Source organism: Pseudorhodobacter wandonensis (assembly GCF_001202035.1).
GTDB lineage: Bacteria > Pseudomonadota > Alphaproteobacteria > Rhodobacterales > Rhodobacteraceae > Pseudorhodobacter > Pseudorhodobacter wandonensis.
The window spans coordinates 98853-123188 of sequence record NZ_LGHT01000042.1 but is presented as its reverse complement, the minus strand read 5'-3'; the positions used below and the strand labels follow the sequence as shown (position 1 = coordinate 123188).

At 57.6% G+C, this 24336-nt stretch carries 22 protein-coding genes and 1 tRNA gene; 8 read left to right on the top strand and 15 right to left on the bottom strand.

Annotated features, from left to right (window positions below; genetic code table 11):
- Positions 1-65 precede the first annotated feature (65 nt).
- A complete protein-coding gene (locus AKU79_RS14815) occupies positions 66-797 on the top strand; it encodes an SDR family NAD(P)-dependent oxidoreductase (protein ID WP_050524364.1) in 732 nt (243 codons plus the stop codon).
- Between the two features lie 8 nt (positions 798-805).
- Here the strand turns inward: AKU79_RS14815 and yihA are convergent, their stop codons facing one another.
- From yihA to rpmH, 7 genes are all read right to left on the bottom strand, one after another.
- Positions 806-1459: a ribosome biogenesis GTP-binding protein YihA/YsxC gene (gene yihA / locus AKU79_RS14810; RefSeq protein ID WP_197087354.1), complete on the bottom strand. Its 654-nt coding sequence runs from the start codon at positions 1457-1459 to the stop codon at positions 806-808.
- The gene (locus AKU79_RS14805) at positions 1456-2190 is read right to left on the bottom strand and encodes an MOSC domain-containing protein (RefSeq protein WP_050524362.1); all 735 of its coding nucleotides are present in this window, start codon (positions 2188-2190) and stop codon (positions 1456-1458) included. Before AKU79_RS14805 ends, yihA begins: the two co-directional genes overlap by 4 nt.
- Before the next feature lie 2 nt (positions 2191-2192).
- On the bottom strand, positions 2193-4013 hold the full coding sequence (yidC, locus tag AKU79_RS14800) for a membrane protein insertase YidC (protein WP_050524361.1): 1821 nt from the start codon (positions 4011-4013) through the stop codon (positions 2193-2195).
- Between the two features lie 202 nt (positions 4014-4215).
- Positions 4216-5718, bottom strand: coding sequence for a putative bifunctional diguanylate cyclase/phosphodiesterase (locus tag AKU79_RS14795; protein ID WP_050524360.1), 1503 nt, complete (start codon positions 5716-5718; stop codon positions 4216-4218).
- A 251-nt stretch (positions 5719-5969) separates the two neighbouring features.
- A complete protein-coding gene (gene yidD / locus AKU79_RS19040) occupies positions 5970-6209 on the bottom strand; it encodes a membrane protein insertion efficiency factor YidD (protein ID WP_082224061.1) in 240 nt (79 codons plus the stop codon).
- Positions 6206-6640 carry a ribonuclease P protein component gene (rnpA, locus tag AKU79_RS14790; RefSeq protein ID WP_050524359.1) on the bottom strand — a complete coding sequence of 145 codons (435 nt, stop codon included), beginning with the start codon at positions 6638-6640 and terminating at the stop codon, positions 6206-6208. The genes yidD and rnpA overlap by 4 nt, the downstream gene beginning before the upstream one ends.
- A gap of 41 nt (positions 6641-6681) precedes the next feature.
- A complete protein-coding gene (rpmH, locus tag AKU79_RS19035) occupies positions 6682-6816 on the bottom strand; it encodes a 50S ribosomal protein L34 (protein ID WP_050520473.1) in 135 nt (44 codons plus the stop codon).
- A gap of 325 nt (positions 6817-7141) precedes the next feature.
- On the opposite strand from rpmH, the gene AKU79_RS14785 reads away from it, so the two are divergent.
- From AKU79_RS14785 to AKU79_RS14770, 4 genes are all read left to right on the top strand, one after another.
- Entirely contained in the window at positions 7142-7879 is a 738-nt protein-coding gene (locus tag AKU79_RS14785; protein ID WP_050524358.1) for a TVP38/TMEM64 family protein, read from the top strand.
- 3 nt (positions 7880-7882) lie between these two features.
- A complete protein-coding gene (locus AKU79_RS14780; protein WP_050524357.1) occupies positions 7883-9301 on the top strand; it encodes a dihydrolipoyl dehydrogenase family protein in 1419 nt (472 codons plus the stop codon).
- 75 nt (positions 9302-9376) lie between these two features.
- Positions 9377-10807, top strand: coding sequence for a sensor histidine kinase (locus AKU79_RS14775; protein ID WP_408002844.1), 1431 nt, complete (start codon positions 9377-9379; stop codon positions 10805-10807).
- 73 nt (positions 10808-10880) lie between these two features.
- Positions 10881-10957 (top strand) — tRNA-Arg (locus tag AKU79_RS14770).
- A gap of 390 nt (positions 10958-11347) precedes the next feature.
- Here AKU79_RS14770 and AKU79_RS14765 read toward each other — a convergent pair.
- The 6 genes from AKU79_RS14765 to AKU79_RS14740 all read right to left on the bottom strand — a co-directional run bounded on the left by AKU79_RS14765 (position 11348) and on the right by AKU79_RS14740 (position 19356).
- Positions 11348-12415 (bottom strand): serine protease, encoded by a 1068-nt coding sequence (locus AKU79_RS14765; protein WP_050524356.1) that lies wholly within the window; start codon positions 12413-12415, stop codon positions 11348-11350.
- Positions 12416-12496: 81 nt separating this feature from the next.
- Positions 12497-14476: a caspase family protein gene (locus AKU79_RS14760; protein ID WP_197087353.1), complete on the bottom strand. Its 1980-nt coding sequence runs from the start codon at positions 14474-14476 to the stop codon at positions 12497-12499.
- A gap of 70 nt (positions 14477-14546) precedes the next feature.
- Positions 14547-16112, bottom strand: a complete 1566-nt coding sequence (locus AKU79_RS14755) for a patatin-like phospholipase family protein (RefSeq protein ID WP_197087352.1) — start codon at positions 16110-16112, stop codon at positions 14547-14549.
- A complete protein-coding gene (locus tag AKU79_RS14750) occupies positions 16024-17370 on the bottom strand; it encodes a sensor histidine kinase (protein ID WP_050524353.1) in 1347 nt (448 codons plus the stop codon). Before AKU79_RS14750 ends, AKU79_RS14755 begins: the two co-directional genes overlap by 89 nt.
- A complete protein-coding gene (locus AKU79_RS14745) occupies positions 17370-18077 on the bottom strand; it encodes a response regulator transcription factor (protein ID WP_050524352.1) in 708 nt (235 codons plus the stop codon). The genes AKU79_RS14750 and AKU79_RS14745 overlap by 1 nt, the downstream gene beginning before the upstream one ends.
- A gap of 25 nt (positions 18078-18102) precedes the next feature.
- Complete coding sequence (locus AKU79_RS14740) at positions 18103-19356, bottom strand: trypsin-like peptidase domain-containing protein (protein ID WP_197087351.1); 1254 nt, start codon at positions 19354-19356, stop codon at positions 18103-18105.
- A gap of 246 nt (positions 19357-19602) precedes the next feature.
- Here AKU79_RS14740 and AKU79_RS14735 point away from each other — a divergent pair, with 246 nt between their 5' ends.
- Positions 19603-20229: a hypothetical protein gene (locus AKU79_RS14735; protein ID WP_156209785.1), complete on the top strand. Its 627-nt coding sequence runs from the start codon at positions 19603-19605 to the stop codon at positions 20227-20229.
- 15 nt (positions 20230-20244) lie between these two features.
- Positions 20245-22338, top strand: a complete 2094-nt coding sequence (locus AKU79_RS14730) for a caspase family protein (RefSeq protein WP_156209782.1) — start codon at positions 20245-20247, stop codon at positions 22336-22338.
- A gap of 245 nt (positions 22339-22583) precedes the next feature.
- Here the strand turns inward: AKU79_RS14730 and AKU79_RS14725 are convergent, their stop codons facing one another.
- Entirely contained in the window at positions 22584-23039 is a 456-nt protein-coding gene (locus tag AKU79_RS14725) for a tellurite resistance TerB family protein (RefSeq protein WP_050524348.1), read from the bottom strand.
- Between the two features lie 233 nt (positions 23040-23272).
- Between AKU79_RS14725 and AKU79_RS14720 the strand changes: the two genes are divergently transcribed.
- Complete coding sequence (locus AKU79_RS14720; protein ID WP_050524347.1) at positions 23273-23479, top strand: cold-shock protein; 207 nt, start codon at positions 23273-23275, stop codon at positions 23477-23479.
- Positions 23480-23553: 74 nt separating this feature from the next.
- Here the strand turns inward: AKU79_RS14720 and AKU79_RS14715 are convergent, their stop codons facing one another.
- A complete protein-coding gene (locus tag AKU79_RS14715; protein WP_050524346.1) occupies positions 23554-24150 on the bottom strand; it encodes a peptidoglycan-binding domain-containing protein in 597 nt (198 codons plus the stop codon).
- Between the last annotated feature and the right edge of the window lie 186 nt (positions 24151-24336).

The following is a 24336-nucleotide window of genomic DNA, read 5'->3' as shown; positions in this document are numbered from 1 at the left end:
CGGTGACTTGCGCCTGCTGCACATTCGCATAGGGTGGGTCATAACTTCACAAAAAAGGGGCTGACATGTCAGAGCAAAAGACGCTTGTACTGACCGGGGCAAGCCGGGGGATCGGCCACGCAACGGTCAAGAGGTTCTCGGCAGAAGGTTGGCGGGTTTTGACCTGCTCGCGACAGGCCTTTGACCCGCGCTGCCCTTGGCCGGGGGGCGAAGAGAATCACATTCAAATTGATTTGGCTGACCCCAATAAGACGGTTGCGGCGATTGAAGTGATCAAGGAAAAGGTTAACGGGCGGCTGGATGCGCTGGTTAATAACGCCGGCATTTCACCCAAGGGCGAGGGTGGGCGGCGGCTGAATACCCTTGAGACTGATTTGCGTACTTGGGGGCAGGTGTTCCATGTGAATTTCTTTGCCTCGGTCATTCTGGCACGGGGTCTGCAGGCCGAACTTGCAGCGGCGAAAGGCGCCGTTGTGAACGTGACGTCGATCGCTGGAGTACGTGTGCACCCGTTTGCAGGGGCCGCCTATGCCACATCCAAGGCCGCCTTGGCCGCGCTAACGCGCGAGATGGCGCATGATTTCGGCCCATTGGGTGTCCGCGTGAATGCCATTGCGCCGGGTGAGGTCGAAACTGCGATCCTAAGCCCCGGCACCGACAAAATTGTCGAGAAACTGCCGCTGCGCAGGCTCGGCCAGCCCTCGGAAGTGGCCGATGCGATCTGGTTTTTATGTTCGCCGCAGTCCAGCTATATCTCGGGCACCGAAATCGAGGTCAACGGCGCGCAACATGTGTAGCGAGCACCTTAAGCAAGCGTCGCGATGGTGGCGCGTAGCGTTTCAATTCCCACCCCTTTTTCCGACGAGGTTACAATAATCTCGGGAAAGGCGGCGGGGTGTTTTGACAGGGCTTGGCGCGTTTGATCGATGTTTTTCTCAAGCTCAGCCTTGCTGATCTTATCGGCCTTGGTCATCACAGCTTGAAATGTTACAGCCGATCGGTCCAGCAAATCCATGATTTCCTGATCGACGGCTTTAACGCCATGGCGCGAATCAATCAGAACAAATGCCCGGCGCAGGGTTTGACGCCCGGAAAGATAGCTTTTCAACAAGGCTTGCCACTTGGCAACAATGGCGACGGGGGCCTCGGCATAACCGTAACCCGGAAGGTCGACCATGTATCGCGCATCACCCAAAGCAAAATAGTTGATTTCCTGTGTGCGGCCGGGCGTATTAGAGGCGCGCGCAAGGCTCTTGCGACCAGTTAGTGCGTTGATAAGACTTGATTTACCAACATTTGAGCGGCCAGCGAAACACACTTCTATCCGGTCGGCGGGGGGCATGCCTGACATTGCTACTACGCCTTTGACGAAATCGACAGGGCCCGCAAACAAAAGACGGCCCGCCTCGCGGTCGGCAAATTCGGGTTCTTCGGCCAATGGGAAAGGAAGCATGGTCACAACAGTTTCGCCTTATCTGATACAGCAATCATGCCGCTTTGTTTCACAATTGCATATACGCCGAAATCTTTGTGGCCATAGGCCGCCTGAAGTGTGCCAAGCGTGTCTGCATCGATTAGTCCCGTGGTCGGATTCGCCATGGTCGCACGGCAGCGTGTGATGCGTTCTTTAACGGTTAAGATAGCAGCGCCAATTTGAATATCGCGACCAATCCAGTCAAACTCGGCAAAAGGTCGGGTGTCGCCCAGCCAAAGATTGCCGCGGAAGCGGTCGGCCGAAATGGTTTGGCCAAGCTTTTCAGAAAGCGCATCGAGCGAGGCCGTGGTGAGGACTGAAACCGACGGAAATTCGCTGTCTGTCATCCCGCGATTGGCCGACACAATTCGTGCCGGTTGTGCGCGGTCGGGCGGTGATAACGGCGCAACCCAATCAAGAAATAGCGAAAGGTCTTCGGCCTGATCGGGCCTAAAGGTCAGATCAGGCCGGTCGGGATGCCGCAAAGTTACGGCGTCCCCTTGCAGTTCCGCCGTGATTGCCATGAGGGCAGGGGCCTTTGCACCACGGTGAAAGTTATTGCAGGGGCTCCAGCCCGCCGAAAGCTTGGCCGCTTCATGTGCCACAGCCCAGCGGCGGTCATCGGGAAGGCAGGCCCCCGCGGAAAGCAGAACGGACGCGAGATCTTCGCGTCCGTGTGCCTTGATCGGATGTCGACATATCCGTGTCAGATGCATTGCTACTTTTTCCCGAGCTTCTTGGCCGAGGCTTTCGCTGGGCTCTTAAACCCAAGGCTGGCTTTGATATTCCCGAAAATATCCGGAGTGTGGCCATGGCTACGCATGATCAGGAACTGTTGCGTGAAGGTAATGATGTTGTTCGTGATCCAGTAAACAACCAGCCCGCTTGCAAAACTTCCCAACATGAACATGAAGACCCATGGCATCCAGGCAAAGATCATCGCTTGGGTTGCATCCGCCGGTGTCGGGTTCAGTTTTTGCTGCAACCACATTGAAATACCAAGCAGGATTGGCAGGACGCCAATGAAAATGGTGGCAAGAATTGTGTGCGGCTCTGGCGCGCCCCAAGGAAGGGCGCCGAAAAGGTTGTACAAACTGGACGAGTCGCGGGCCGACAAGTCATTCAGCCAGCCAAAGAACGGTGCATGGCGCAGCTCTAGCGTTACAAAGATAACCTTATACAGCGAGAAAAAGATCGGAATCTGGATCAAGATGGGCAAGCAGCCCGCAGCAGGGTTGACCTTTTTTTCCTTGTAAAGCGCCATCATCTCTTTCTGCAGCTTTTGCTTGTCTTCACCCGCGCGCTCTTTAAGCGCTTCCATTTCGGGTTGCAGCTCTTTCATCCGGGCCATTGAGACGTAGGATTTATAGGCAAGCGGGAAAACCAGCGCCTTTAACAAGAAAGTCAAAGCAATAATGGCAAGACCCATGTTGCCGATTATAGCGTGAAGCCAATGCAAAACTGCGAAGATCGGTTTGGTAAAGAAAAAGAACCAGCCCCAGTCAATCGCATCGATAAAGCCGCCGATACCAGTTTGGTCTTGGTAGTCGCGCAGCGTTTGCCATTCTTTGGCACCTGCAAACAGGCGCGAAGTGGTCGATGCTGTCGCACCGGCTGCGATGCTAATCACGGGTTCGCGCGTTTCTGTCTGGAAAATGTCGGCGCCAGGCACATACTTGATCACAGAAGTGAATGGCTGGCCCTGCTCTGGAATAAGTGCTGTCATCCAGTATTTGCTGGTAAACCCGATCCAACCATCTGTTTTTGCGTCAGTTACTTCGGCAAGGGCGGCTTCGCGGTCGATCAGTGGAAGTTTGGCCGCGTCTTTGTATTTTACTTCTTCAAGAATACCGTCAGCGCGTGAAACGATACCCTCGTGGCTGAGGTAGAAGTTTTCGAGATCAGGCGGGATGCCATGACGTGCGATGATTCCGTAGGGTGAAAGGCTAACTTCCGCGCCCGTTTGGTTTGTCACACTTTGCGCGATCGAAAACATGTAGCGGCTGTCAATCGAGACAATACGTTTGAAAACCAAACCTTTGCCGTTGTCCCACGTCAAGGTGACAGGGGTTTCCGGAGACAAAGCGTTGCTGCCGACTTGGGTCCACAATGTGTTCGCGCCTGGAACATCACTGAACTCCAAAGAACCTGCAGGTGTCCAGCCGAAGAGTGCATAGTAGGGGTGCACGTCGCCAACAGGTTCCAGCAAGGTCACGATGTCCGATTTCGGATCGATCGTTTTGGTATAGGCCTTAAGTGCCAGGTCGTCGATACGGCCACCAAGCAGGGAAATCGTCCCCTTCAGACGCGGCGTATCAACAACAACCCGAGGCGCAGTCGATGGCGCAGCGGCCTCGGCGGCCTCAGTAGCTGCTGTTGCCGCCGTGGGCGGGCTGACAGCCTCGGCCGTGGTTGCGACCACCGCAGGTGCGTTGGGATCCACCGGCGCATCTTCGGGTGGAAAAAATACAAACCAGACCAGAATCACTAGGAAACTGAGCACTGTTGCGAGGATGAGATTTTTGTTCTGATCGTCCATTTGGGACCAACACCGTTCCTGTTCAAGGTCAGCGCTCGTTCAACGATAGGGGGCGGCAAAGGTCAAGGCCTTTTCCCCAGTTTTCCCAATGTGCCACGGTATTCGCTCTGCAATTCTTGTTGGAAGTGACCGAGAGGAGCAAATGTCGCACTTGTTTGCCAATTATTCGCCGATGCATTCACGCAATGGTGAATGCCAATACTTAACGGGCGCGGCTTGCGAGTTTTGGCAATACTGAACGACTTGCGTTTTGTGCGACGATCCATGCTTGGGTATCGTCAAAGGACATTGGCCTTGCAATTAGAAAGCCTTGCACATGACCGCAGCCCAATTGCGCCAACATTGCGTGCTCTCCTTTGGTTTCAACGCCTTCAGCAAGTGTTTCCAGGCCCATCCGTTCGGCAAGCGACAATATACCGGAAACGATTTTTTGCTGCTCTCGGTCCTCGTCGACATGGGTCACAAAGCTGCGATCAATTTTGATTCGATGAATGGCAAATCTGCGAATATTGGTGATCGAGGCGTGACCGGTTCCAAAATCGTCGAGATCGATTCGGCATCCCAGTTTCGCCAGCGCAGAGATATTACGAACAATGATGTCGTTGTCGGTTTCTGCAATAACCGTTTCAAGAATTTCGACGCATTGGCGCTCGGGCGTTAGGTCAAAGCGGTCAAGTTCCCATTTCAACTTTTCGGCCAGCCGCGGATTGCGCAATTCGGCAGATGAAAAGTTGACGCTGACATTCGGCACATCAAGGCCAGCCTTATCCCAGCGTACCAATGCAGCGAGGGCATGGTAGAGCATTACTTCGCCCAAGCGTTCGGACAGTCCGGCATCTTCAATTGCGGGCAGAAATTCGGAAGGCGGGATCAACCCGCGTTCGGCATGGTGCCAGCGTGCCAAAGCCTCAAAGCCAGAGATTGTACCGGTGTCGGTGCAAATCTGAGGTTGGAAATGAGGTCGGACCTGGCCTTCATCCAGGGCGATCTCAAGCTCTTCCCGAAACGCATCGCGGTCGGCGCGATTGCGGGCCATGCCCAAAACGAATGCACGAATGGCTCCGGGACCATTGCGCAATGCCTCGTCGGCGGCAATTTGCGCCGAGTCCATCAGCGAGCCGCCTGTTTGCATCGGCGCCTTTGCCCCAAGGCAAAACCCGATTGAGCAAGTCACATAAAGGCGGGCTGCATCAATGCTGATCGGGCTGGCGAGGGCGGATTGCAGGCGTGTCGCAACTTGCAGCATCCCTTCGAGATCGACGCGGCGCTGCGGAGACAAGGCAATGGCAAACCCGCCACCCTCTAGTCGGGCAACCGTATCGCCTTCGCGCAGGGCGGCGCACAGCCGTTCAGCGCTGCGGGTTAAAACCTCGGTTTGTACGGCGCGGCCATGACGATCAAGAAGAACATCGGAATCATCGAAAAGCACCACAAAACAGGCCGTTGATTTGCCGGTGATTGCTGTATTCTCTAACGTGTGGTCCATAAATTTCACGATTTGAGAGCGAATGGCGAGGCCGCGCAGCGCATCCGGCAGCCCGGCTTCGGCCCTTTCATGCGATTTGAAGGCGCCAGCGAGGATAAAGAGGACTGGCAGGCCGAGAGATGTCATCATCATAGTGGCTTCGCCGCCGACCCAGAAAGCCACAAGGGAAAGGGCGGGCAGGAACACTAGGAATTCCGGTCGCCGCAACAGTTTTGCCATATGTTTCAGCGGCCGCGATAAAGCATTAACAGCTGATGGTTTTAGTGGTTCTAGCATCGCTTATCCCTTTATGCCTCGGCAGGAGGTAAATGTCTCCGGCTCGGTTGACGTTAAAGGCAGGGATTGATCGCGAAGTTAACGCTCATCCGAAAGTTGTGAAAAGTTTATTTCAAATATGGTGCCGCGCACCGCAGATCTCGGCACCGTGTTCCTAGCAAAGCAGAGTTGTATGGCGCAACCCGGCCCACGATTCAGTGCTTGTGATGGTTGCATTCCGGAACAGGATCATAACCGTCGCCGCCCCAAGGATGGCAGCGGCAAATCCGGTGAATTGTCAGGTATCCACCCTTTAGCCCGCCATGTTTTTCAAGAGCTTCCATTGCATAGGCCGAACAGGTCGGCTGAAACCGGCAACCATGGCCGACCCAAGGGCTTAGCAGCAGCCGATAGGCCCGAATGGGAAGCGCAAATAGATGAGCAAGCGGCGTCACTTCCGAGCGCCCTCGGGCTGGCCGTGAATGCGTGTCAAAGCCGAAACAAGGTCATTCACCAAAAGCGCAAAATCACGCTCAATTGTCGCGCTCGGGCGACCGACCAAGACGTAATCCCAACCAGCGTGGCCCTGTGGTGCCAAAACAGCCCGCGCGAGCGCGCGTAGGCGGCGTTTTGCACGGTTGCGGGCAACAGCGTTACCGATTTTTTTGGAGCAGGTAATCCCCACACGAATGACCGGGCTGTCGTCTTGCCGCGCGCGGGCTTGCAACAACAACCCTTGCGTGCCTTGCCGTCGTGCGGAAGCCGCGCGCAGAAAATCGGCGCGATGCTGCAGGGTCTGCAACTTGACAGATGCGCATAACGAAACCGCCGGTAGCGAGTCGGGCGCAGCATTACTGCATTGTCCCAGTGCCTCCGGCGGTGTCATGTCAGTTGTCCTTCAAAAAGCGGGCAGAACGCCCCGGCCGATTAGGCCGAAAGCTTCTTGCGGCCCTTGGCACGGCGCAGGTTCAAAATATTGCGGCCAGCTTTTGTTGCCATACGAAGACGAAAGCCATGGCGCCGCGCGCGGACCAGGTTCGACGGTTGAAAAGTGCGCTTCATCGCGGATCTCCATCACTTATGCAACAACAGCCATTCGGGCGGGATTCGCCGCAAATCAACCGGTCGCGCTTATTCGAAGCCCGTCCTTTACGCATCCCTTGCGGTCAAGTCAATTCACAGGCGGCGAAAATACTGCAACATTTCACGCTTATTCGTCGGTCTGTTGCCGATTCCGGCCCGCATATGTTTCAAGACCCCGGATTTTTCGGCCCAATCGGTCACCTGCTATCAAGGCCGCGTGAGAAGGCTGTCACGGACGCAGCTTTCCGCAGGTATTCAGGGTATCTCAGGTCAAGGAATTATAGAAGAGGAAGTGATACCCTTAATGAGCCTGAGCAATAATGAGAGTAGCGCGGCAAGCACCGGCTGGGCGCAGAGGCTGCCTTTTCTGGCAATTTTGACCGCTGCGGCTTTGGGGGCATTTTTGTTGCACGATCATTTCAGCTTTGAGGCGCTGGCCGAGAATCGTGAGGCATTGATAGCGTTTCGCGATGCCAACTACATTCTGGCCATTCTGGCATTCGTTGCAGCCTATACAGCGATTGTCGGGTTTTCGTTGCCCGGCGCCACGGTCGCTACGCTTACAGGCGGGTTTTTGTTCGGCACGTTTCCGGGGGTGCTGTTAAACGTGACAGGGGCAACTTTAGGCGCGATCGCGATCTTTTTGGCTGCGCGGACCGGTTTTGGTGCCAAATTCTCGGAAAAGATCGAGGGCAAGGGCGGTGCGGTGGCCAAGTTGCAGGCGGGTTTGCGCGAAAACGAATGGTCTGTGCTGTTCGTGATGCGGCTTGTTCCTGTCGTGCCGTTCTTTCTGGCGAACCTGATTCCCGCTTTTGTCGGGGTAAAGCTGTCGCGTTTTGCGATCTCGACCTTTCTGGGTATCATGCCCGGTGCGCTGGTCTACACATCCGTGGGTGCGGGTTTGGGCGAAGTGTTTGCGCGGGGTGAAACGCCCGATCTTTCAATCATTTTTGCGCCCCATGTTCTGGGGCCGATTCTGGGGCTTGCGGCTTTGTCGGCGTTGCCCATCGTTTTGAAATTTTTGCGCAAGAAGGCGGACTGACCGATGGAACAGATCAACACAGATATTTGCATCATTGGTGCAGGTTCGGGCGGGCTTTCGATTGCGGCAGGCGCGGTGCAAATGGGCGCACGCGTAGTGCTGGTTGAAGCGGCCGAGATGGGCGGTGATTGTCTGAACGCGGGCTGTGTGCCATCCAAGGCCCTGATTGCTGCAGCAAAACAGGCCCATGCGATGACGACCGGTGCGGCGCTTGGCATTGCGCCTGTGGTACCCGAGATCGACTTTGCCAAGGTCAAAGACCATGTGGCGGCAGTGATCGCGGGCATTGCCCCTGTCGACAGCCAGGAACGGTTTGAGGGGTTGGGTGTGCGGGTCATCCGCGAATGGGGCAAGTTTACGGGGCAGCAAGAGTTGACGGCCGGAAACTTCCGAATAAAGGCACGGCGATATGTTGTGGCTACCGGATCGCGCCCCTTTGTACCGCCGATTCCCGGTATTGAAAGTGTTCCATATTTGACGAATGAGACGATCTTTGCCCAACGCGAGCGGCCTGCCCATCTTATTGTAATTGGTGGCGGCCCGATTGGTATGGAAATGGCGCAGGCGCATCGGCGATTGGGCTGCGAGGTGACTGTGATTGAGGGCGCCAAAGCCTTTGGCCGCGATGACCCCGAGGCCGCAGCTGTGGTTCTGGCCAAAATGCGCGGCGAAGGTGTGACGGTTATGGAGGACGCGCCGGTTGTGCGTGTTGGCGGCGTTGAAGGTGCGGTTGAAGTGGAAATAAAGGACGGCCGCGTTGTGAATGGATCGCATTTGCTGATGGCTGTCGGGCGACAGGTATCGCTGGATGGTCTGGGGTTAGAGGCGGCGGGGGTAGAGTTTACCCGCAAAGGCGTGACAGTGGGGCGCGATCTGCGGTCATCGAATCGCAAGATTTACGCTGTGGGCGATGCGGCGGGAGGGCTGCAGTTTACCCATGTAGCAGGGTATCACGCGGGCATTGTGATACGGCAGATGTTGTTTGGCCTGCCGTCAAAGTCAGCAACGGCGCATATTCCTTGGGCAACCTACACTGACCCGGAACTGGCACAAGTTGGGCCCACGGAGGCCGAAGCCCGTAAAACCTTTGGCGACGCGTTGACGGTTGTGCGGTTTGACTATGCCGAGAATGACCGCGCGCAGGCCGAGCGGAAAACCGAAGGGTTCGTGAAAGTTATGGTGGTCAAAGGTCGGCCGATCGGCGCGACCCTCGTCGGGGCGCAGGCAGGCGAGTTGATTGGGCTATGGGCTATGGCTATCGCAGCAAGATTGAAGATGGCTGCCGTTGCGGGAACTGTTTTGCCATATCCTACATTGGGAGAAGTTTCCAAACGCGCAGCAGGAGCCTATTTTTCCCCCGTATTGTTTGATAGTCCAATGGTTAAGCGGGTTGTGGGGCTGGTGCAGCGTTATCTTCCCTAATAGCGCGTGCCTTGGCTGGCGCTGGGGAGGGCTGTCTGCCCTCCCCAGACCCCTCCCGAGGATATTTGTGGATAGATGATGGGAGAGGCAGATTTGGGGATGAAACGGTCAGGCTTTTTGAACACGCTTTCCGGGCGGTTCTTAATGTTGACTGTGGCCTTTGTGATGCTGGCCGAAGTGTTGATCTTTGTTCCGTCTATTGCGCGTTTTCGTGAGGACTATTTGTTGTTGCGCCTGGAGAAGGCGCAAATTGCGTCATTGGCTTTGCTTGCTACGGATGGAATGATCAGCTCTGATTTGGAGGCAGAGCTGTTGTCGAATGCCGGCGTTCTGAACGTGGTTTTGTGGCGAGATCAGATCCGGCAGCTTATCCTGTCCTCGCCGATGCCCGATGAAATTTCGGCGACGTATGATTTGCGCAAGGCAACGCCGCTTTATTTGCTGCGCGACGCTTTGGTGGTTTTGATTGATAGCGAAAATCATGCGATTCGGGTCCTTGGGAACCCGGTGCAGGACGCGGGGTCTTTGATCGAGGTGACGATGCCGACAGCGCCGTTGCGGCAGGCGATGATTGATTATGGGCTGCGCATTCTTGCGCTTTCGGCGCTGATCTCGGCAGTGACTGCCGCACTTTTGTTCTTTGCTGTACAGCGTCTTTTGGTGCAACCGATTCACCGTGTGGTGCAACACATGGCGCTTTATGCTGATGCGCCTGAAGATGCACGGCGGGTTATTTCGCCGACTTCGGGTGTTGTCGAGTTGCGAGAGGCCGAAGAAGCCTTGCAAAGCTTGCAGACGCAGATTTCAGGCGCTTTGCGGCAAAAGGAACGTTTGGCGCAGCTGGGCGCCGCAGTGGCCAAGATCAGCCATGATCTGCGAAATATCTTAACCACTGCGCAATTGTTTGCTGACAGAATCGAGCGCAGTTCTGACCCTGCGGTGGCTCGGATTGCGCCGAAACTTGTGGGGTCGATTACGCGTGCGGTGTCGCTTTGCGAATCAACGCTGGCCTTTGGTAAGGCCGAGGAACCCTCGCCGCGGCTGTCACGCGTTGCGTTGCGCCCCTTGATCGAAGAGGTGATTGAGGCCGAAGCCCTGGGCGAGCGCGCGGGGGTGACCTGTCTGGTCGATGTGCCCGCGGGCCTGAACGTGCGAGCTGATTCGGAGCAGTTATACCGCGTCCTTGCCAATTTGATGCGCAATGCCATGCAAGCCTTGGAGGCAACAGGCCAGGAAGGCGCGATAGAAGTCTCGGGCGGCGAAACCGAGACTGAATGGTGGATCAAAGTTGGCGATACCGGGCCGGGCCTGCCCCCACGGGCGCGCGACCATTTGTTCACAGCATTTCAGGGGGGCGCACGCAAAGGGGGGTCGGGTCTTGGGCTTGCGATTGCCTTTGAACTGGTGCGTGGGCATGGCGGGCGACTAGAGTTGCAGCGCAGTGATGAGACCGGGACTGAATTCAAGATACATTTGCCCAAAAAAGATGGTCTGTTGGACCCATAATCAGAAATCTGGGCAACTTGTGCTTTTCTGCTCTTGCAATGCCCGACGCAGGGCGTTAGATCGCCCACACAGTGCACCCGTAGCTCAGCTGGATAGAGCATCAGACTACGAATCTGAGGGTCGGGCGTTCGAATCGCTCCGGGTGCACCACTTTCCTTCAATATAGACCAGTCATAAAACTGATGCCTTCCTTGGTCCGATTCCGGGACATAGGGGCAGAGCCAATTTTATTGGTGCTACGGTAACACAAGCTGATTTTACTGAAATTTCGAGTGACCGCTGAATGTGTCGAAGCGGTTTACAGCATCGGGCCAAGCCCGTGTCGAGGTGCCAGATGCAAGCGGGTCGTCAGCGCATGCCATATGGTAGGGTTACCTGCAGTTACATTGCTGATTCCCGATTGGCAAAGATCTGAGCTGATCAGGCAGCGCTTTGACCTTAGTGACCATTCGGAACAAACGCGGGTGCCCCAAATGGCCGTGCCGGTGAAAAGTCAAAATAGCCCCAAAGGCTTGGAGCTATTTAGCAGTTTTTGTACATTCACGGGTTGGCATTTATTGTTGCATTCAGCCAAGGCAAATAGTTGGAAATGCGCGTGTAGGCAGAAAATGGCGCTGACTCATTGCAGCCTTTGCCGCCGATGCCCGAAAGCCCCCAGCTGACAATACCTGCCTGAATAAAGCTGCCGTCGTTCAAAGCTACAACCAAAGGCCCGCCGCTATCGCCTGAGCACGCAGTTTTGCCACCCTCGAATGTGCCCGAGCATAGCATGTTTTCAGACATCGGTGGTTTTACCCCTGCAATCATCGCATCCCAGGCAGAATAGGCAGCCTCGTCCGACAGGCCGAACACCTTTACCGCATAGCCAAAGCCTTTGGCCGCCTCTTCAGCGCGGGATTCAAGCATGGATTGGTTGCAAAGATTGCGATCCATCATCTGGATCTGCACCTCGCGCAGGGCTTCGGGATGCGCGCCGCCCTCGGTCAAGCCCCATCCGCTAACGATGGTTTGCACGCCGGGTTGATCGAGGTAGTCGCCAAATTCGGCATCGGGGACGTTGATGGTTTTATAGGCAACGGTCGGTTTGCGGGCCAGTTTGATCAGCGCAATATCATTGTCAAATTCGGTGCCGACATAGTCCGGATGGGTGAAAACAGCCGCTATCGGCACCATGTCACCCGAACCATCGGCAAGGTTGTTGGTGCCGACCAAGATAGAGACGGCCTGAGGATTGATATCGCGGAAAACGCCATTTTTATCAGACATATGCACACAATGCGCAGCTGTCAGGACCCATTGGTCCAACAACATGGAACCGCCGCAGAAATGACCGTCAGGGCCAGGGGCGGCGGCGTTGATCATCAGTCCAACTTGCCATGGGTACTCGCCCAGATCTGCCACCTCGCCACCAATCACACGTGCGCCGCTGCCATCGCTTTCGGCGGCCTTGGCGCGTTTGGCCTTTAACCCGCTTTCGGCAAAGGCAAAGGGCGAAGACGTGGCCGGATCCACCTCGGTTTTTGAAAAATCAGGAATGGTTTGGCCCGAGGCAACCGTGCCAAGCATAGCTGCGCAAAGCGCGGTGGTCAGGGCAAGCGTGTTATTCATAATTTACTCCTTAATAATGTAGGCAGATTGGCCAAGTCGGGGCGGTGTTTCAAGGGGGCCGTGTTTCAGGTGGGCTGGGCGTCAGGTCGGGTCCGGTTTCAGCAAAACAGATTGGCGCAGCAAGCTCAGGCTGGGGCGCTTTAGTGAAAATCCGCGGGTCCGCCCCGCATCCGTCGAGTTCATCAATTGGGTGATGCTGGCCAATGCGCTGCCCGCGCTGCCTGCCGCCCGCAGCGCATCGGGGGTAGCCAACGAGGACAAATCTGCGCGGGGTTCATCCACCTCGGGTGATAAGGCGATGACCAAAATCTCTTCTGCGGCAAAAGCAGTCGGGTCGTCATGGGTGATTTGCAGGCCCACGCGGGCGGTCTCGCCCAAGGCGAGGCGGTTCGACAGGCCCCGCACCGGCCACAGCGGAGTGAGCGTAAAATCGGCCGCAAGATACAGCACAGTCACGTCCTGCACCCGGCCCGACGTATTGGCCAGCGTCAGCCACAAGGCGTCACAGGCAAAAACGCCGGTCTGGGGGGCAAAAGGTGCAGCACTGCCACTGCGCGCACAGTCATTGCCTGCGCGGCTACCTGCTGTGCGTTCTATTGCCATGGTAACGGCTTGACCGCCCAGCGACAGCCCGCGCCCCGCGCTAAGCCCGGCCAGGACCGAGCGCATCCGCGTTGCATGGGCTGCGTTTTCCAGCAGGCGCAGCGTGGCCGCAGAGGCATCTTCGCCAGCACGAGGGGCTACGCGGGGGGTGGAAAGATGGCCGAGCGGGTCAAGCACGCCATCGGGATTGGCGAGCGCAAGCGTGTTACCTGTCAGAATGGGAATGAAATCCGGCGATTGCGCGTCAACCGTTACGGTGCCTTCGGCAACAAGCATCGCAATAGCGGCCTCGTGTTCGCTGTAGTCGCCCGTGTCGGCCCGAACCACAGGCGCAAGCCGCAATGGCGCAGGGGGGGCGGGAAGGGTCAGTTCGGCCCAAGCGGCGCCGGTTGGCAGGGGGGCGACGAGATCAAGCTCAGCGCTTTGTGCAGCAACATTGGTCAGCCGCGCCTCGGCCAAGGCATCCCCTTCGGCGGGTTGGGCGAAAAGCGTGACAGTGCTGCCTGCGGTTAGGCCTTGCAGCAAACCTGCCTGCACTTGGCTGTCTTGCACGGAATACCGCCGTGTTGTCGCGCCCGCCCCAAAAACCGGCGCGTCCAGCAAGGTTCCTTCGCCATCGGGTTCCTGACGGGCGGTACCTTGGGTCATCCGGTCGCGTGTGGTGGCCAAAACCTGCCGCCAACTGGCCTGCGGGGCGTCCACCAGGCTTTGCGTCAGGGCCAGCGTGAACGCGCCGTACCAGCGCTGATCGGCACCCGAACCCAGCGGATACTCAAACGATCGCTGATCAGGTTGCGAGGAATAGAGAAAAGCGAAATCACCCGTTATATCATCGCCTTGGGTAAGGGCTGGGGCGGGCAGATCATCGGGAATGCCCAGCATTTCGGGGGGCAAAACCCGCGCGGTGCCAATGCCCGAAACCGCCCTGAACCCAGTGCCGGAATGGCAGGCATCAATGATACCAACCAATTTGGCCCCCGTGGCGGTAACGCGCTTGGCCCAGGCTGCCAGCTCATCATCCAGCAAGGCGTTTTCGACCTGCGCTTCAGCGCCTTGCCAGCCTTTGGCATCCATCGGCAACAATATCTCATCGGCGCCGCCCTGTTCGTCGCCGCTGGTATCAGGCGCTTGCGAGCCGTGGCCCGAAAAGTAAAACACAACCGTATCCTCTGGCCCCGAAATCGTGGCCAGCCGGTCCATTGCGGCCAATATCTCGGCTCTGCGGGGCAGGGCTGTGGCATCGGCGGCACTGCTAAGCATGGTGATCTGGTCGGGTGAAACCCCGCGCGCGGTGAGGGTTTGCGCCATCAGGGCCACGTCAAACACCGGTCCTTTCAGATCGGCATCCAGAAATTCATAATCGCTAACCCCCACCAACAAGGCGCGCACCTCGGCCGAAGCGGGGCTGACGGCCAAAAGGCCAAGAGATAGGAGTAAAGGTTGGGTAAAATGGCGCATAGACCAACGATAGCAAAGGTTTGAGGTGTCGCAAGCCCGCATGTGCCGGGTGACGGCACTTGTCATCAACCTATTGGCCAACCGGCACCACCCGACGCCCCCCGATTGCGATGCCGGCCTTGATGCGGGCATCCACATCATTGCCGTCAAGGGATTGGACAAAGCCGTTAAACTCGGGCGCATTTTTCGTGGCGATACGACCGGCCTCGATAACCAGATCCACCTCATCCGCGCTTAGGCGCAGGCGCGTCGGCACTTTGTTCAGCGCCTTTCGCATGGGCGCATCGACACCATCAAAATTTGCCATGCCGACAAACAGCTTTACATCAGCACAGTCCCAAGCACCTGATTTTCCACGCAACCGCCGCACCTCGGCCGCGGGCAGGGCGCAGCGCCATTCGATCAGATCCTCTTGCCAGCGCCGTATCTCGCCACGCATCGCGTCATAGCCCGACCGTGTGGCCGAAGAAATCGAGGCGCTGGCAATGGCGGCCCCAAGGCCCAATCCGCTTGGCCCCTTTACCGATTGCGTCCAACTGTAATCGGCCTGCACACCGGCATCGGCCACCAAGACCAACAACCGTTTCAGGCGCACGGCCTCTTCGGCGCTCATCGGCGCATAGGGCACAGCGGCGCGGGCGCGTTCCACAGCCAGCGCGGTGGTGCCATAGTTGTCGGTCACACCGCCATCCAACAATTTAACAAACTTCACCTTTTCGGGGTCGGCATAGCTTTCCAGCGCACGGGCATGGGCGCGCATCACTGCCGTAGCCTCGGGGTTGAAACGGGCGGCGGTCAGCCAGTCAGGCTCTTGATACTTGCATTTGCTTTGGTGCACCTCCAACACGACCGGCGAAAACACCAGCGGAAAGGCGGCCGAGGCTGCAACCGCCTCAGAAATCGGAAAGCGCGACAGGTCAGAACACAGCGCGTCAAAGGTTTCCGGCGTAAACACAAACGGCGTCGAATTGGCAATATCGGTCGCGTTGATCCAGGTTTTGATGCGTGACCGCTTGCGCAAATCGCCAAAGGTGGCGCCTTTGAACAGCACCTCGTCGATATAGCGACCAAAGGTCGTGCGCCCGTTCGCCCCGCCTGAAAGCCCGCGAATTACGGTCAGCGGGTTCAGCAGCGAATTGGCCATGTATGTCTCGGCATTGGTCAACAAATACCGCTCGCGATAGCCTTGCAACCCGCTTGGCCCCCAAAGCCCAAGCTGCGCTGCCGTGACCGACCCGCCTGACACCCCCGAAACCAAACGGACATGATCAAGCAAGCCATTTGGCGTCTCAGCCGAAATGCCGGTTTCGCGCAGGGCTTCGGTCATGCCATAGGCAAAGGCCGAGGCCCGCATGCCACCGCCCGAAAATGCAAGCCCGACATAAACCTCGCCATCGCCAATCGTCGCATCTGTCACCTCGACCAGCGGCTGGTTCTGACCCGTCAGCAATGCGGTATTCAGCGGCGTGTTAAACGCGGCGCAACCAGCAAGCAGGGTGGCTAAGGCAATATACAGCGGTTTCAGAATCGGACGGCCCTTTGGCTGGTTACAGCGCCAGCTTAGGCCAGTCGATTTGCAGTACAAACCCTTTTTCCACGGGTGGCGTGGATAGGCGGGCGCCGTGGCGTGTCGCAATCGCCCGTACAAGCGCAAGCCCCAGCCCGTGGCCGGGTAGCGATTTGTCACGCTCGGCGCGGGTAAACCTCTCAAATATTTCAGATTTTATTTCATCCGGCAGGCCGGGGCCAGTGTCGCGGATTGTCAGGCAAGGGCCAGCATCGGTGGCGGTTAACGTAAAATATATGCTGTCGCCGGGCGCACAGTATTTAACTGCGTTTTCCAGCAGGTTCGCCAACATTTGCCCGATCAGCGTGCGGTCGCCCAAAATGTTTTGCGCAGGTGCGATGCTTTGGGTCAGGGTCAGGCCCTTGTCTTCGGTCAAGGCTTCATAAAGCTCGGCCATCTCGGAACACAGCAGCGACAGGTCAAGCGGAACCAAGCCCCCGCCCGAGCCTTGATCGGCCTCGGCCCGCGAAATATCCAAAAGCGCATCAAAGACCTTGGTCGCCTTGCGCATCTCGTCGCGCAGGTCATCGACCAAATCTTCTTGCCCCTGCAGGCGAGACAGCTTTTGTGCCATGCGGTTTAGGGGGGTGCGCAGTTCATGCGCGATGGTGTCGGACAGGCGATGCGTCGCGCGGTTCAGGGCCTCGATGCGGTCAAGCATGGCATGGACATGGGTTTCCAGCAGGCCGAATTCATCGGCCGCACGAGGGCCGGTCAGGCGGGCATCCAACGCCCCGGCAGCCACCTTATCGGCCAGCGCGTTGATGCGGGTGATGCGGCCCATTATGCCACGCGCGGCGATCCAGCCGACCACACCACCCACTGCCAACATGCCCAAAACCAGCCCCAGAATAGTGCGGCGCAATGCGGCCAAGGTTTGCTCCATCGGCGCAAGCGAGCGCGCGGCAAGCAGTGGAAAGCCCCCCGGTAAAACCCGCCCCACACCCAGCCAACGCTGGCCCTCATCTGTGAAAATCTGTGCTGAATCAGCGGTAAAACCTTCGCCCAGCACCGGCAAGCCAGCAGGCCAATCGGCGCGGGTGCCCGCCAGTACCGTGCCGTTGCGATCTTGCAGCAGCAGCATCTCACCACCAGTAGCCGCAGCGGCGCGATAGTCTATGGCTTGGCGCAAAGCGATAATCCGGCGCTGGTCATACAACGCACCCAGCCCGTCCAGATCGGCAGCCAGCAGGGCAGTTTGTGCCACACGCAGGCGGTTTTCAACCAGCCGGTACTGCAAGCCCATGCCAACCAAAGACAGGGCCGTTACGGTCAATGCAACCACAGCGGCCAGCCGGAATGTTGTCCGTGCCAAGGGGCGGCGCATTACGCCTTTGTCCCTGCGGCGGGCAGCGGCGCAAACACATAACCTTCGCCGCGCGCGGTTTGAATAACAGGGCGACCGGCGACCTCTTCAAGCTTGCGGCGCAAGCGGCCGACATGCACGTCAACGACATTTGTGCCGGGGTCGAAATGCAGCTTCCACACCTGTTCCAACAACTGCATCCGTGTGACCACCTGACCCGCATTGCGGGCCATATAAGTAATCAGGTCAAATTCGCGCGGGCTGACTGAAACATGTGCACGTGCAATATGCACCGTCCGCGCCTTGAGCCGGATTTCCAAATCGCCAAAGGCCATCAGATCATTGTCCAGCACTTGCATTGTGGCGCGGCGCAACAGGGCCCGCAGCCGCGCGCGCAGCTCATCCGCCTCAAACGGTTTGGCCAGATAATCATCGGCGCCTTTTTCCAACCCCTCAACCCTGTTCGCCGCCCGACCAAGTGCCGACAGCACCAAAATCAATGCTGTAGAACCCTGGGCCCGCAGCTTGGCAATCGCATCAATACTGTCCCCGCCGGGCAGCATCCGGTCAAACACAATTACTGAATATTGGCCAGCGGCCTCTGCTATTCCATCGGCCAGCGTGCTGCGAATAACTGGCGCGCAACCTAGCCCTTCGACAATAGCGGCAACATCTGCGGCGGTCTGGTCATCATCTTCGACAATCAAAATTCGGGATTTCGGGTCCATAATCGGGCTCATTCTAAATATAAGATCAAAAAACGACGATACTCGGGTCAAGTACATTTGCGCCACCCACGGGGCGGATGCCTTCGCCGCTATCCCAGGGGTTCAAAATAACGTGCAGCGTAGCACCGCCTGCGCGTTGCAATAGAATAAGCGTGGACGCGGTGATTTCCAGTTTGCGCAAATCGGCACCTGACAGGGCATGGCCGTTAACTGCCAACAGCCTATCGCCGCGAATGATGCCTGCAAACAGCGCCGGGCTGTTTTCGGTCACAGACGTAACCAGCGCATTATCATCCAATAACAGGCCAAGCCCTTCGAACCGGTAGGAAGAAATGCGGTTCAGGCCACCCGCGCCCTCTATTCCGCGCAGGGCAAGGGCACTGGCCGCAACAGGTTGGAATGACAGGTTCAGCACAATCTCTTTCCCGTGGCGCAACACCGTCAAAGCCATGCTTTGGCTTGGCAACGCAGCCTCAATCGCAAAGGCAAGATCGCCCATTCTGGCCAGTTGCGCCCCTTGTGCTGCTACCAAGATATCGCCTGCTTGCAGCCCTGCATCTTCGGCCTGTTCACCCACCTGCACCCGGTCAACCAACAGGCCTGTGGGCTCAATCCCCAAGGCCGCCGCAATCTCGCGGTTGACGGGGCGCAGTTGCAGGCCCAGCTTGGGAAAAGGGATCAGCGTTTCATCAATCAGGCCGCTGACTATTCGCGCCAAATCCTGCGCTGCGATGGCATAGGAAATGCCGACATAAAAGCGCGAGCCATCAGCGATGCGGCTGTTCATCCCGATCAACCGCCCCTGAGCATCCAGCAAGGGCCCGCCAGACGAGCCGGGGTTAACCGCGGCGTCATGCTGCAAAAAGCGGATCGGCACAGCGGCCTCAACCTGCCGTGCCTGCGCCGAGATAATGCCGCGCGTCAGGGTCAGACCCAGTTCCAGCGGCGCGCCCACGGCCCACACATCATCACCTGCGGCAGGCGCGGGGCCAAGCGGCAAGGCAGGCGCCGCCAGCCCTGTCACCGAAATCACCGCCACATCGCGCACAGGGTCACGGCCAATCACCTCGCCTGCATGCTCGCCCCCCGCCGCATCGATAATGCGAACGCTGTCGGCGCTGCCAACAACATGCGCATTGGTCACCACCAAAGCATCGGTTTGCCAGACAAAGCCCGATCCTAAAAACCGGTCTTTGGTGTCAAGGCTGCGCAAAACCACCACGCTGCCAGCTGCGGAAACCGGCGATGCGGCGGCCTTGTCAGGGCTTGTCGCGGCCATAGCCGTCAACAGCACCAAAGCACCAAGAAGCTGGGCAATCTGGCGTATGAAATCTGCACGTCGCTTAAAATGACTTTGCTTTCCAAACATATGTTTTGCCTTTTCCTCTATCCTTTCCAGCAGGCTAACAGCAGTGCCCATCAGGTACACATGACAAAGGCCGTCACACAAAAAACAACGGTTTACGTCAAGGCATCAGCTTTCTATCCTTTGCCAAGTGATGGTCCTTTGGGAAGGAATTATTTTATGAAGCGCAGTATTTTTTGTGTCATTTCGGCAGCATCTCTTCTGGCATTCCCCCTTCAAGCAGATCCGATCAGCCCGATTAAGACTATAGAGCTGTCATCACGGCTTTTCGCGGCGGGCGAGGCTGCCAAAGACCCGATTTTGGTTCTTGCAGCCGCCAAGCTGCGTAAACAAACCAACCCGGTCCAAACAGATCGCAGCGCCCTGAATGGCGAGAGCGCCGAAGACGGGCTGCTGGGCTGGGCCGATATGTTGGCCGTCGCTGAAACCTTTGCCGCAGGTGATGACGCGTTGCTGGGCCTGATCGAGGATGCCCGTGTTGACGCGACCAAAGGCGTCGTCACCGGTCCCGTCTACAACATCGGCAAACTGGCCAGTGGACGCACCGATACCTATCCGCGGATTGATTTCAAAGGTGGCGAATATGCCGAGGTTTATGTCGAGGCAAAATCGGCAGTTGATCTGAACCTGACCATCAAAGACTCGCAAGGCCGCCTCGTCTGTGCGGACAGTGACGTGTCGCACATAGCCTATTGCGGGTGGCGGCCGGCCGAAAGCGGCGGCTATGTGCTATTGGTCGAAAATAAGGGCAGCGCAGCAACTAGCTATGCCTTGATGACGAATTAAGGGGGGGGGAAGATTTTGAAAAAGTCATATTTGATTGGTGTCGCTGCGGCATCCTTGATGGGCCTTTCAACCACAGCCTTTGCGCGCGAAAACTATGCCTTGCTGATCGGGGCGAATGATTATGCCAGTCTTGCCCCGCAATATTGGCTGAAAGGCCCGTCGAATGACGTCAAACTGGTTGCAACCTACCTGAAAACAGCAGCGCCCGTGCCGTTTGAGGCGCAGAATGTGGCCATTTTGTCGGATGGGGTTGAGGGCGCAACCCGCCCGACGCTTGGCGCAATTCGCACCGCTTTTGCCGACCTTACTGCCAAAGTGCAGCCCGGCGACTTTGTCTACTTGCATTTTTCCGGCCACGGCACCCAAGCCCCCGCCCTGAACCCCGAGGATGAACTGGACGGTCTGGATGAGATGTTCTTGCCCGTCGATATTGGCCCGTGGTCTGATACCACTGGCACGGTTGAAAATGCTTTGGTCGATGATGAAATCGGCCAAATGCTGGATGGGCTGCGCGCAAAGGGCGCCGATGTTTGGGTGGTGTTTGATGCCTGCCATTCCGGTACCGCCACCCGTTCCGCGCCTTCGGGCGATGAAGAGGTCCGTACGCGCCAACTGGCCCCCGAGGCGCTGGGCGTGCCAGCCGCCGAAATGGACGCCGCCCAAACCCGCGCCATGCCCCCCGCCAACCCGCGCGACCAAGCGCAGGCACCTGTGACAAGTAGCGGCAAGGGCGGCTCTCTGGTGGCGTTCTTCGCCGCCCAAACCGATGAGGTCACCCCCGAGAAACGCCTGCCCAAAGGCAAGCCGGACCGTGTGGCCCAAGGTGTGTTTACCTATGCCCTGATGGAAACCTTGGCCGAATTTCCGCAGGCCAGCTATGCCCAGATCGGGCAAGAAGTGCTGCGCAAATATTCGGTCGAAAACCTGGCGCAATCGACCCCGATGTTTGAAGGCGATCTAGATCATATCGTCTTTTCCGGCGAGGCGGGTCCGCGCGTGGCTCAATGGCCTGCAACAAAAACCGACGCTGGTTTGACGCTGACCGCAGGTACTTTGCACGGTCTGCGTGACGGGGCGATTCTGGCGGTATTGGTCAGCGCGGCTGATAAAATCGAAGCAGCCCTTGGCTATGTTAAGGTCACCTCTGTCGATACCTTTACCGCCACTGCTACCCCTGTCGAATATAGCGGAAAAATGTTGCCCCAAACCTTGCCTGCGGGCCTTACCCTGCGCAAAATATCGTCAGATATTGATTTCACCTTGACCGTTGCGTTGCCCGAATCCGGGTCTGCGCCGGCCACTGCACTTGCCGCGGCTATGGACCAGTTGAAAGTTGAAAGCGGCCCGCGCCTGATCTTTGTTCCAGCGGGGGAGGAGGCCGATCTGCGCCTTGCTGTGTTGCCCGATAGCCCGCGCCCCGATGCGCTATGGGTACTGCCTGCAACCGGCCTCTCGGGCAATCTTGACACCACGCCATCGGTGTCAACCGGTGACAAAGACGCGGCAACTCTGGGTACGGTGCTGGCCGATACGCTGGTGCAAATGGCCAAAGCGATCAACCTGATGAAGTTGGGGGCGGCCGTTGATGCGGGTGACCTTAAGGTCGAGGTGGGTCTGATGACCCGCACCAAGCAAGACAAAACCCTGCACCCTTTGCCCAGCTCTGGCGTGCCACGCCTGATCCCCGATGATGAGGTGCATGTCGAGGCGGTGAACGACAATGATTTTCCGGTTGACCTGAACGTGCTTTATGTCGGCTCAGACTATTCGATCACCCATATGTTCGCAGGCCGGATGCAGCCCGGTGATCGCCTGAAACAAGGCCTGCTGCGGATCACTGACGCTGCCTATGGCCGTGATCGGATCGTTATGGTGATGACGCCGGCGCAGCCACAAACGGCTGTCGAAAACCTCGGCTTTCTGGCGCAAGACGCGGTGGAAACCACACGTGATGCCAGCCAGCCCGCCCGGCAGGGCCTGACAGCGGCCTTGTTTGAGGCAGGCTTTGGCCAAACCACCCGCGCCGCCGCGCCGCTTGTGGAAGAAGATGCCTCAGGTCCGGCACCGATGATGCTGCAGTTCGAACTTGATACTGTGCCTGCATTTTAACTTTGGCAAAGCCTGCCGATCAGGCGATTCTGGTGGGCTTCATCTTGGTCTAAATACCTCCTGTTCCGCCGCCAGAAACGGTGCCTTGCGGTGCAGGATTAGGGGGGGGGTGGGGTTCGGGCTGCGGGCGGCCGGTGCGGTACGCGCGCGGACGTTTATTCAAGTCGTTGATTTAAAACAACTTGCGCCGAAAAATTAACCCGTTCTTAACCTGTTGGGAACGCCTTGTACCCTGCGCCCCCATGTCAGGCGTCTTTGAGGGCGGCCAAAGCCTCGCTGCGCAGGCGGGCGCAGACCTCGGGGGAAACGCCAAGGGTTTGCTGAACCAAGGAGACGATTTCATCTTCGGCCGCATGGATCATGCCGTCAGAATATATCACCTGCCAAATTGCAAGCAGGGTGGCCTCGCGCTCGGGCAGGTCAATGGCATCATGCAAAACGGCCAGCAGTTTGTCGGTCTCGGGTATGGTTTCAAGCAGCCTTTCGCAACTGGCCCGCAGTTTGGCAGCGTCAAGCAGGTTCAGGCCAAAACGTTTGGCTAGGATGCGGTCGATTTGTTCGACCTCTTGGAAAAGATAGGCGTGATCGGCCTGCGCCACCCGCACCAAAAGCGCCCCGAGGGCGTGTTTTGCATCGGCCTCGGGCAGGGGGGTGCGGTAATGATGACCGGGGGAAAAGAGCTGCAAGATGCGTGTAAACATAGGAGCCGCCTTTCGGGAATGGTTCAGGGCAGGCTAGATCGCGCTGTATCCTGCTGCAAGCAGAATGGTTGCAAGGCCCCACCCTTGCTATTTAGGCAGGTTCTGGCTATGTGGTCTCTGCGACGCTTTCTTTTTCGACTTCTGTTTCCCTTACGGCTTCAGTCTTTCGATCTTGATCTGACAGAGCCGGACCGCCGCAAAACGTGGGTGGTGAAACTTTAGGAGTATACACGATGGCCACTGGCACCGTGAAATGGTTTAACGCAACCAAAGGTTTTGGGTTTATCGCACCAGCAGGCGGCGCGCGTGATGTGTTTGTACACATCTCGGCGTTGGAACGCGCTGGTATCCGTCAGCTTGACGACGGTCAAGCAGTGACGTTCGACATCGAAGCAGGCCGTGATGGCCGCGAGTCGGCTGTGAACCTCGTATTGGCATAATCTGCCAATCACGTGACCAAAGTGGGGGTGGCCGCAAGTCGGCCGCCCCCATTTTTTTATGCCCGAACGATGCCCTAGCCTAGCAAGGCGTTATAAACCTGCGAAGCCCCCCGCGCATCGCCCAGCGCGTCTTGTTTACCGGCGACGCGGGCAAATTCATAAACCGCCTGATGTGTGCGCGGACCAAAGGTGCCATCGAGCGCACCGGAGTAATAGCCGAACTCGGTCAGTTTGCGCTGGATCGCGATGCGCTGATAGGGCGAGTAGGAATTGAACACCTGCGCCGCCGTGGTGGCATTGACGCCCGAGCCATAGGTCGTGGTTTGGCCAATTACGCGGCCGGTTTCATGCTGCGGCTGTTGATAGGTGGGCTGTTGGTAGCGCGGTTCGTTATAGGTGGGCTGCCGGTATACAGGCGGCTGGTATACGGGCTGTTGGTATACGGGCTGTTGCGGGGCTGGTTGGCGATAGACCGGTTTGGGGGCGGGTTGCGGTGCAGGGGCGGCTTTGCTTTTTTGCCCCTGATAGATGATCGCGCCGACTGCCAAAGCGGCAACAATCGTTTTCAAGGCGTTTTGCTCGCTCCGCCCCCAGGCGTGGGCTGGCACGGCGGCAACCAAGGTCATAGAGATTGCTGTGGCGGCGGCGATGGATCTGGATTTAAGCAGCATGTTCGGTTTCCCCTTTGTTAAGAATGTCCCGTGGTGTCGGGTGATGGGGAAACCATGCGGCCAGACCCCGTGTTAGGCAAAAACGCAAGCTTGTTATGCGATAACAGCTTTAAAAAAGCCTTAAATTCATAGGTTTTTTGCGTAGCTGGCGGTTTTTGCGCACACCGCGCCACGGTGGCAGGAAAT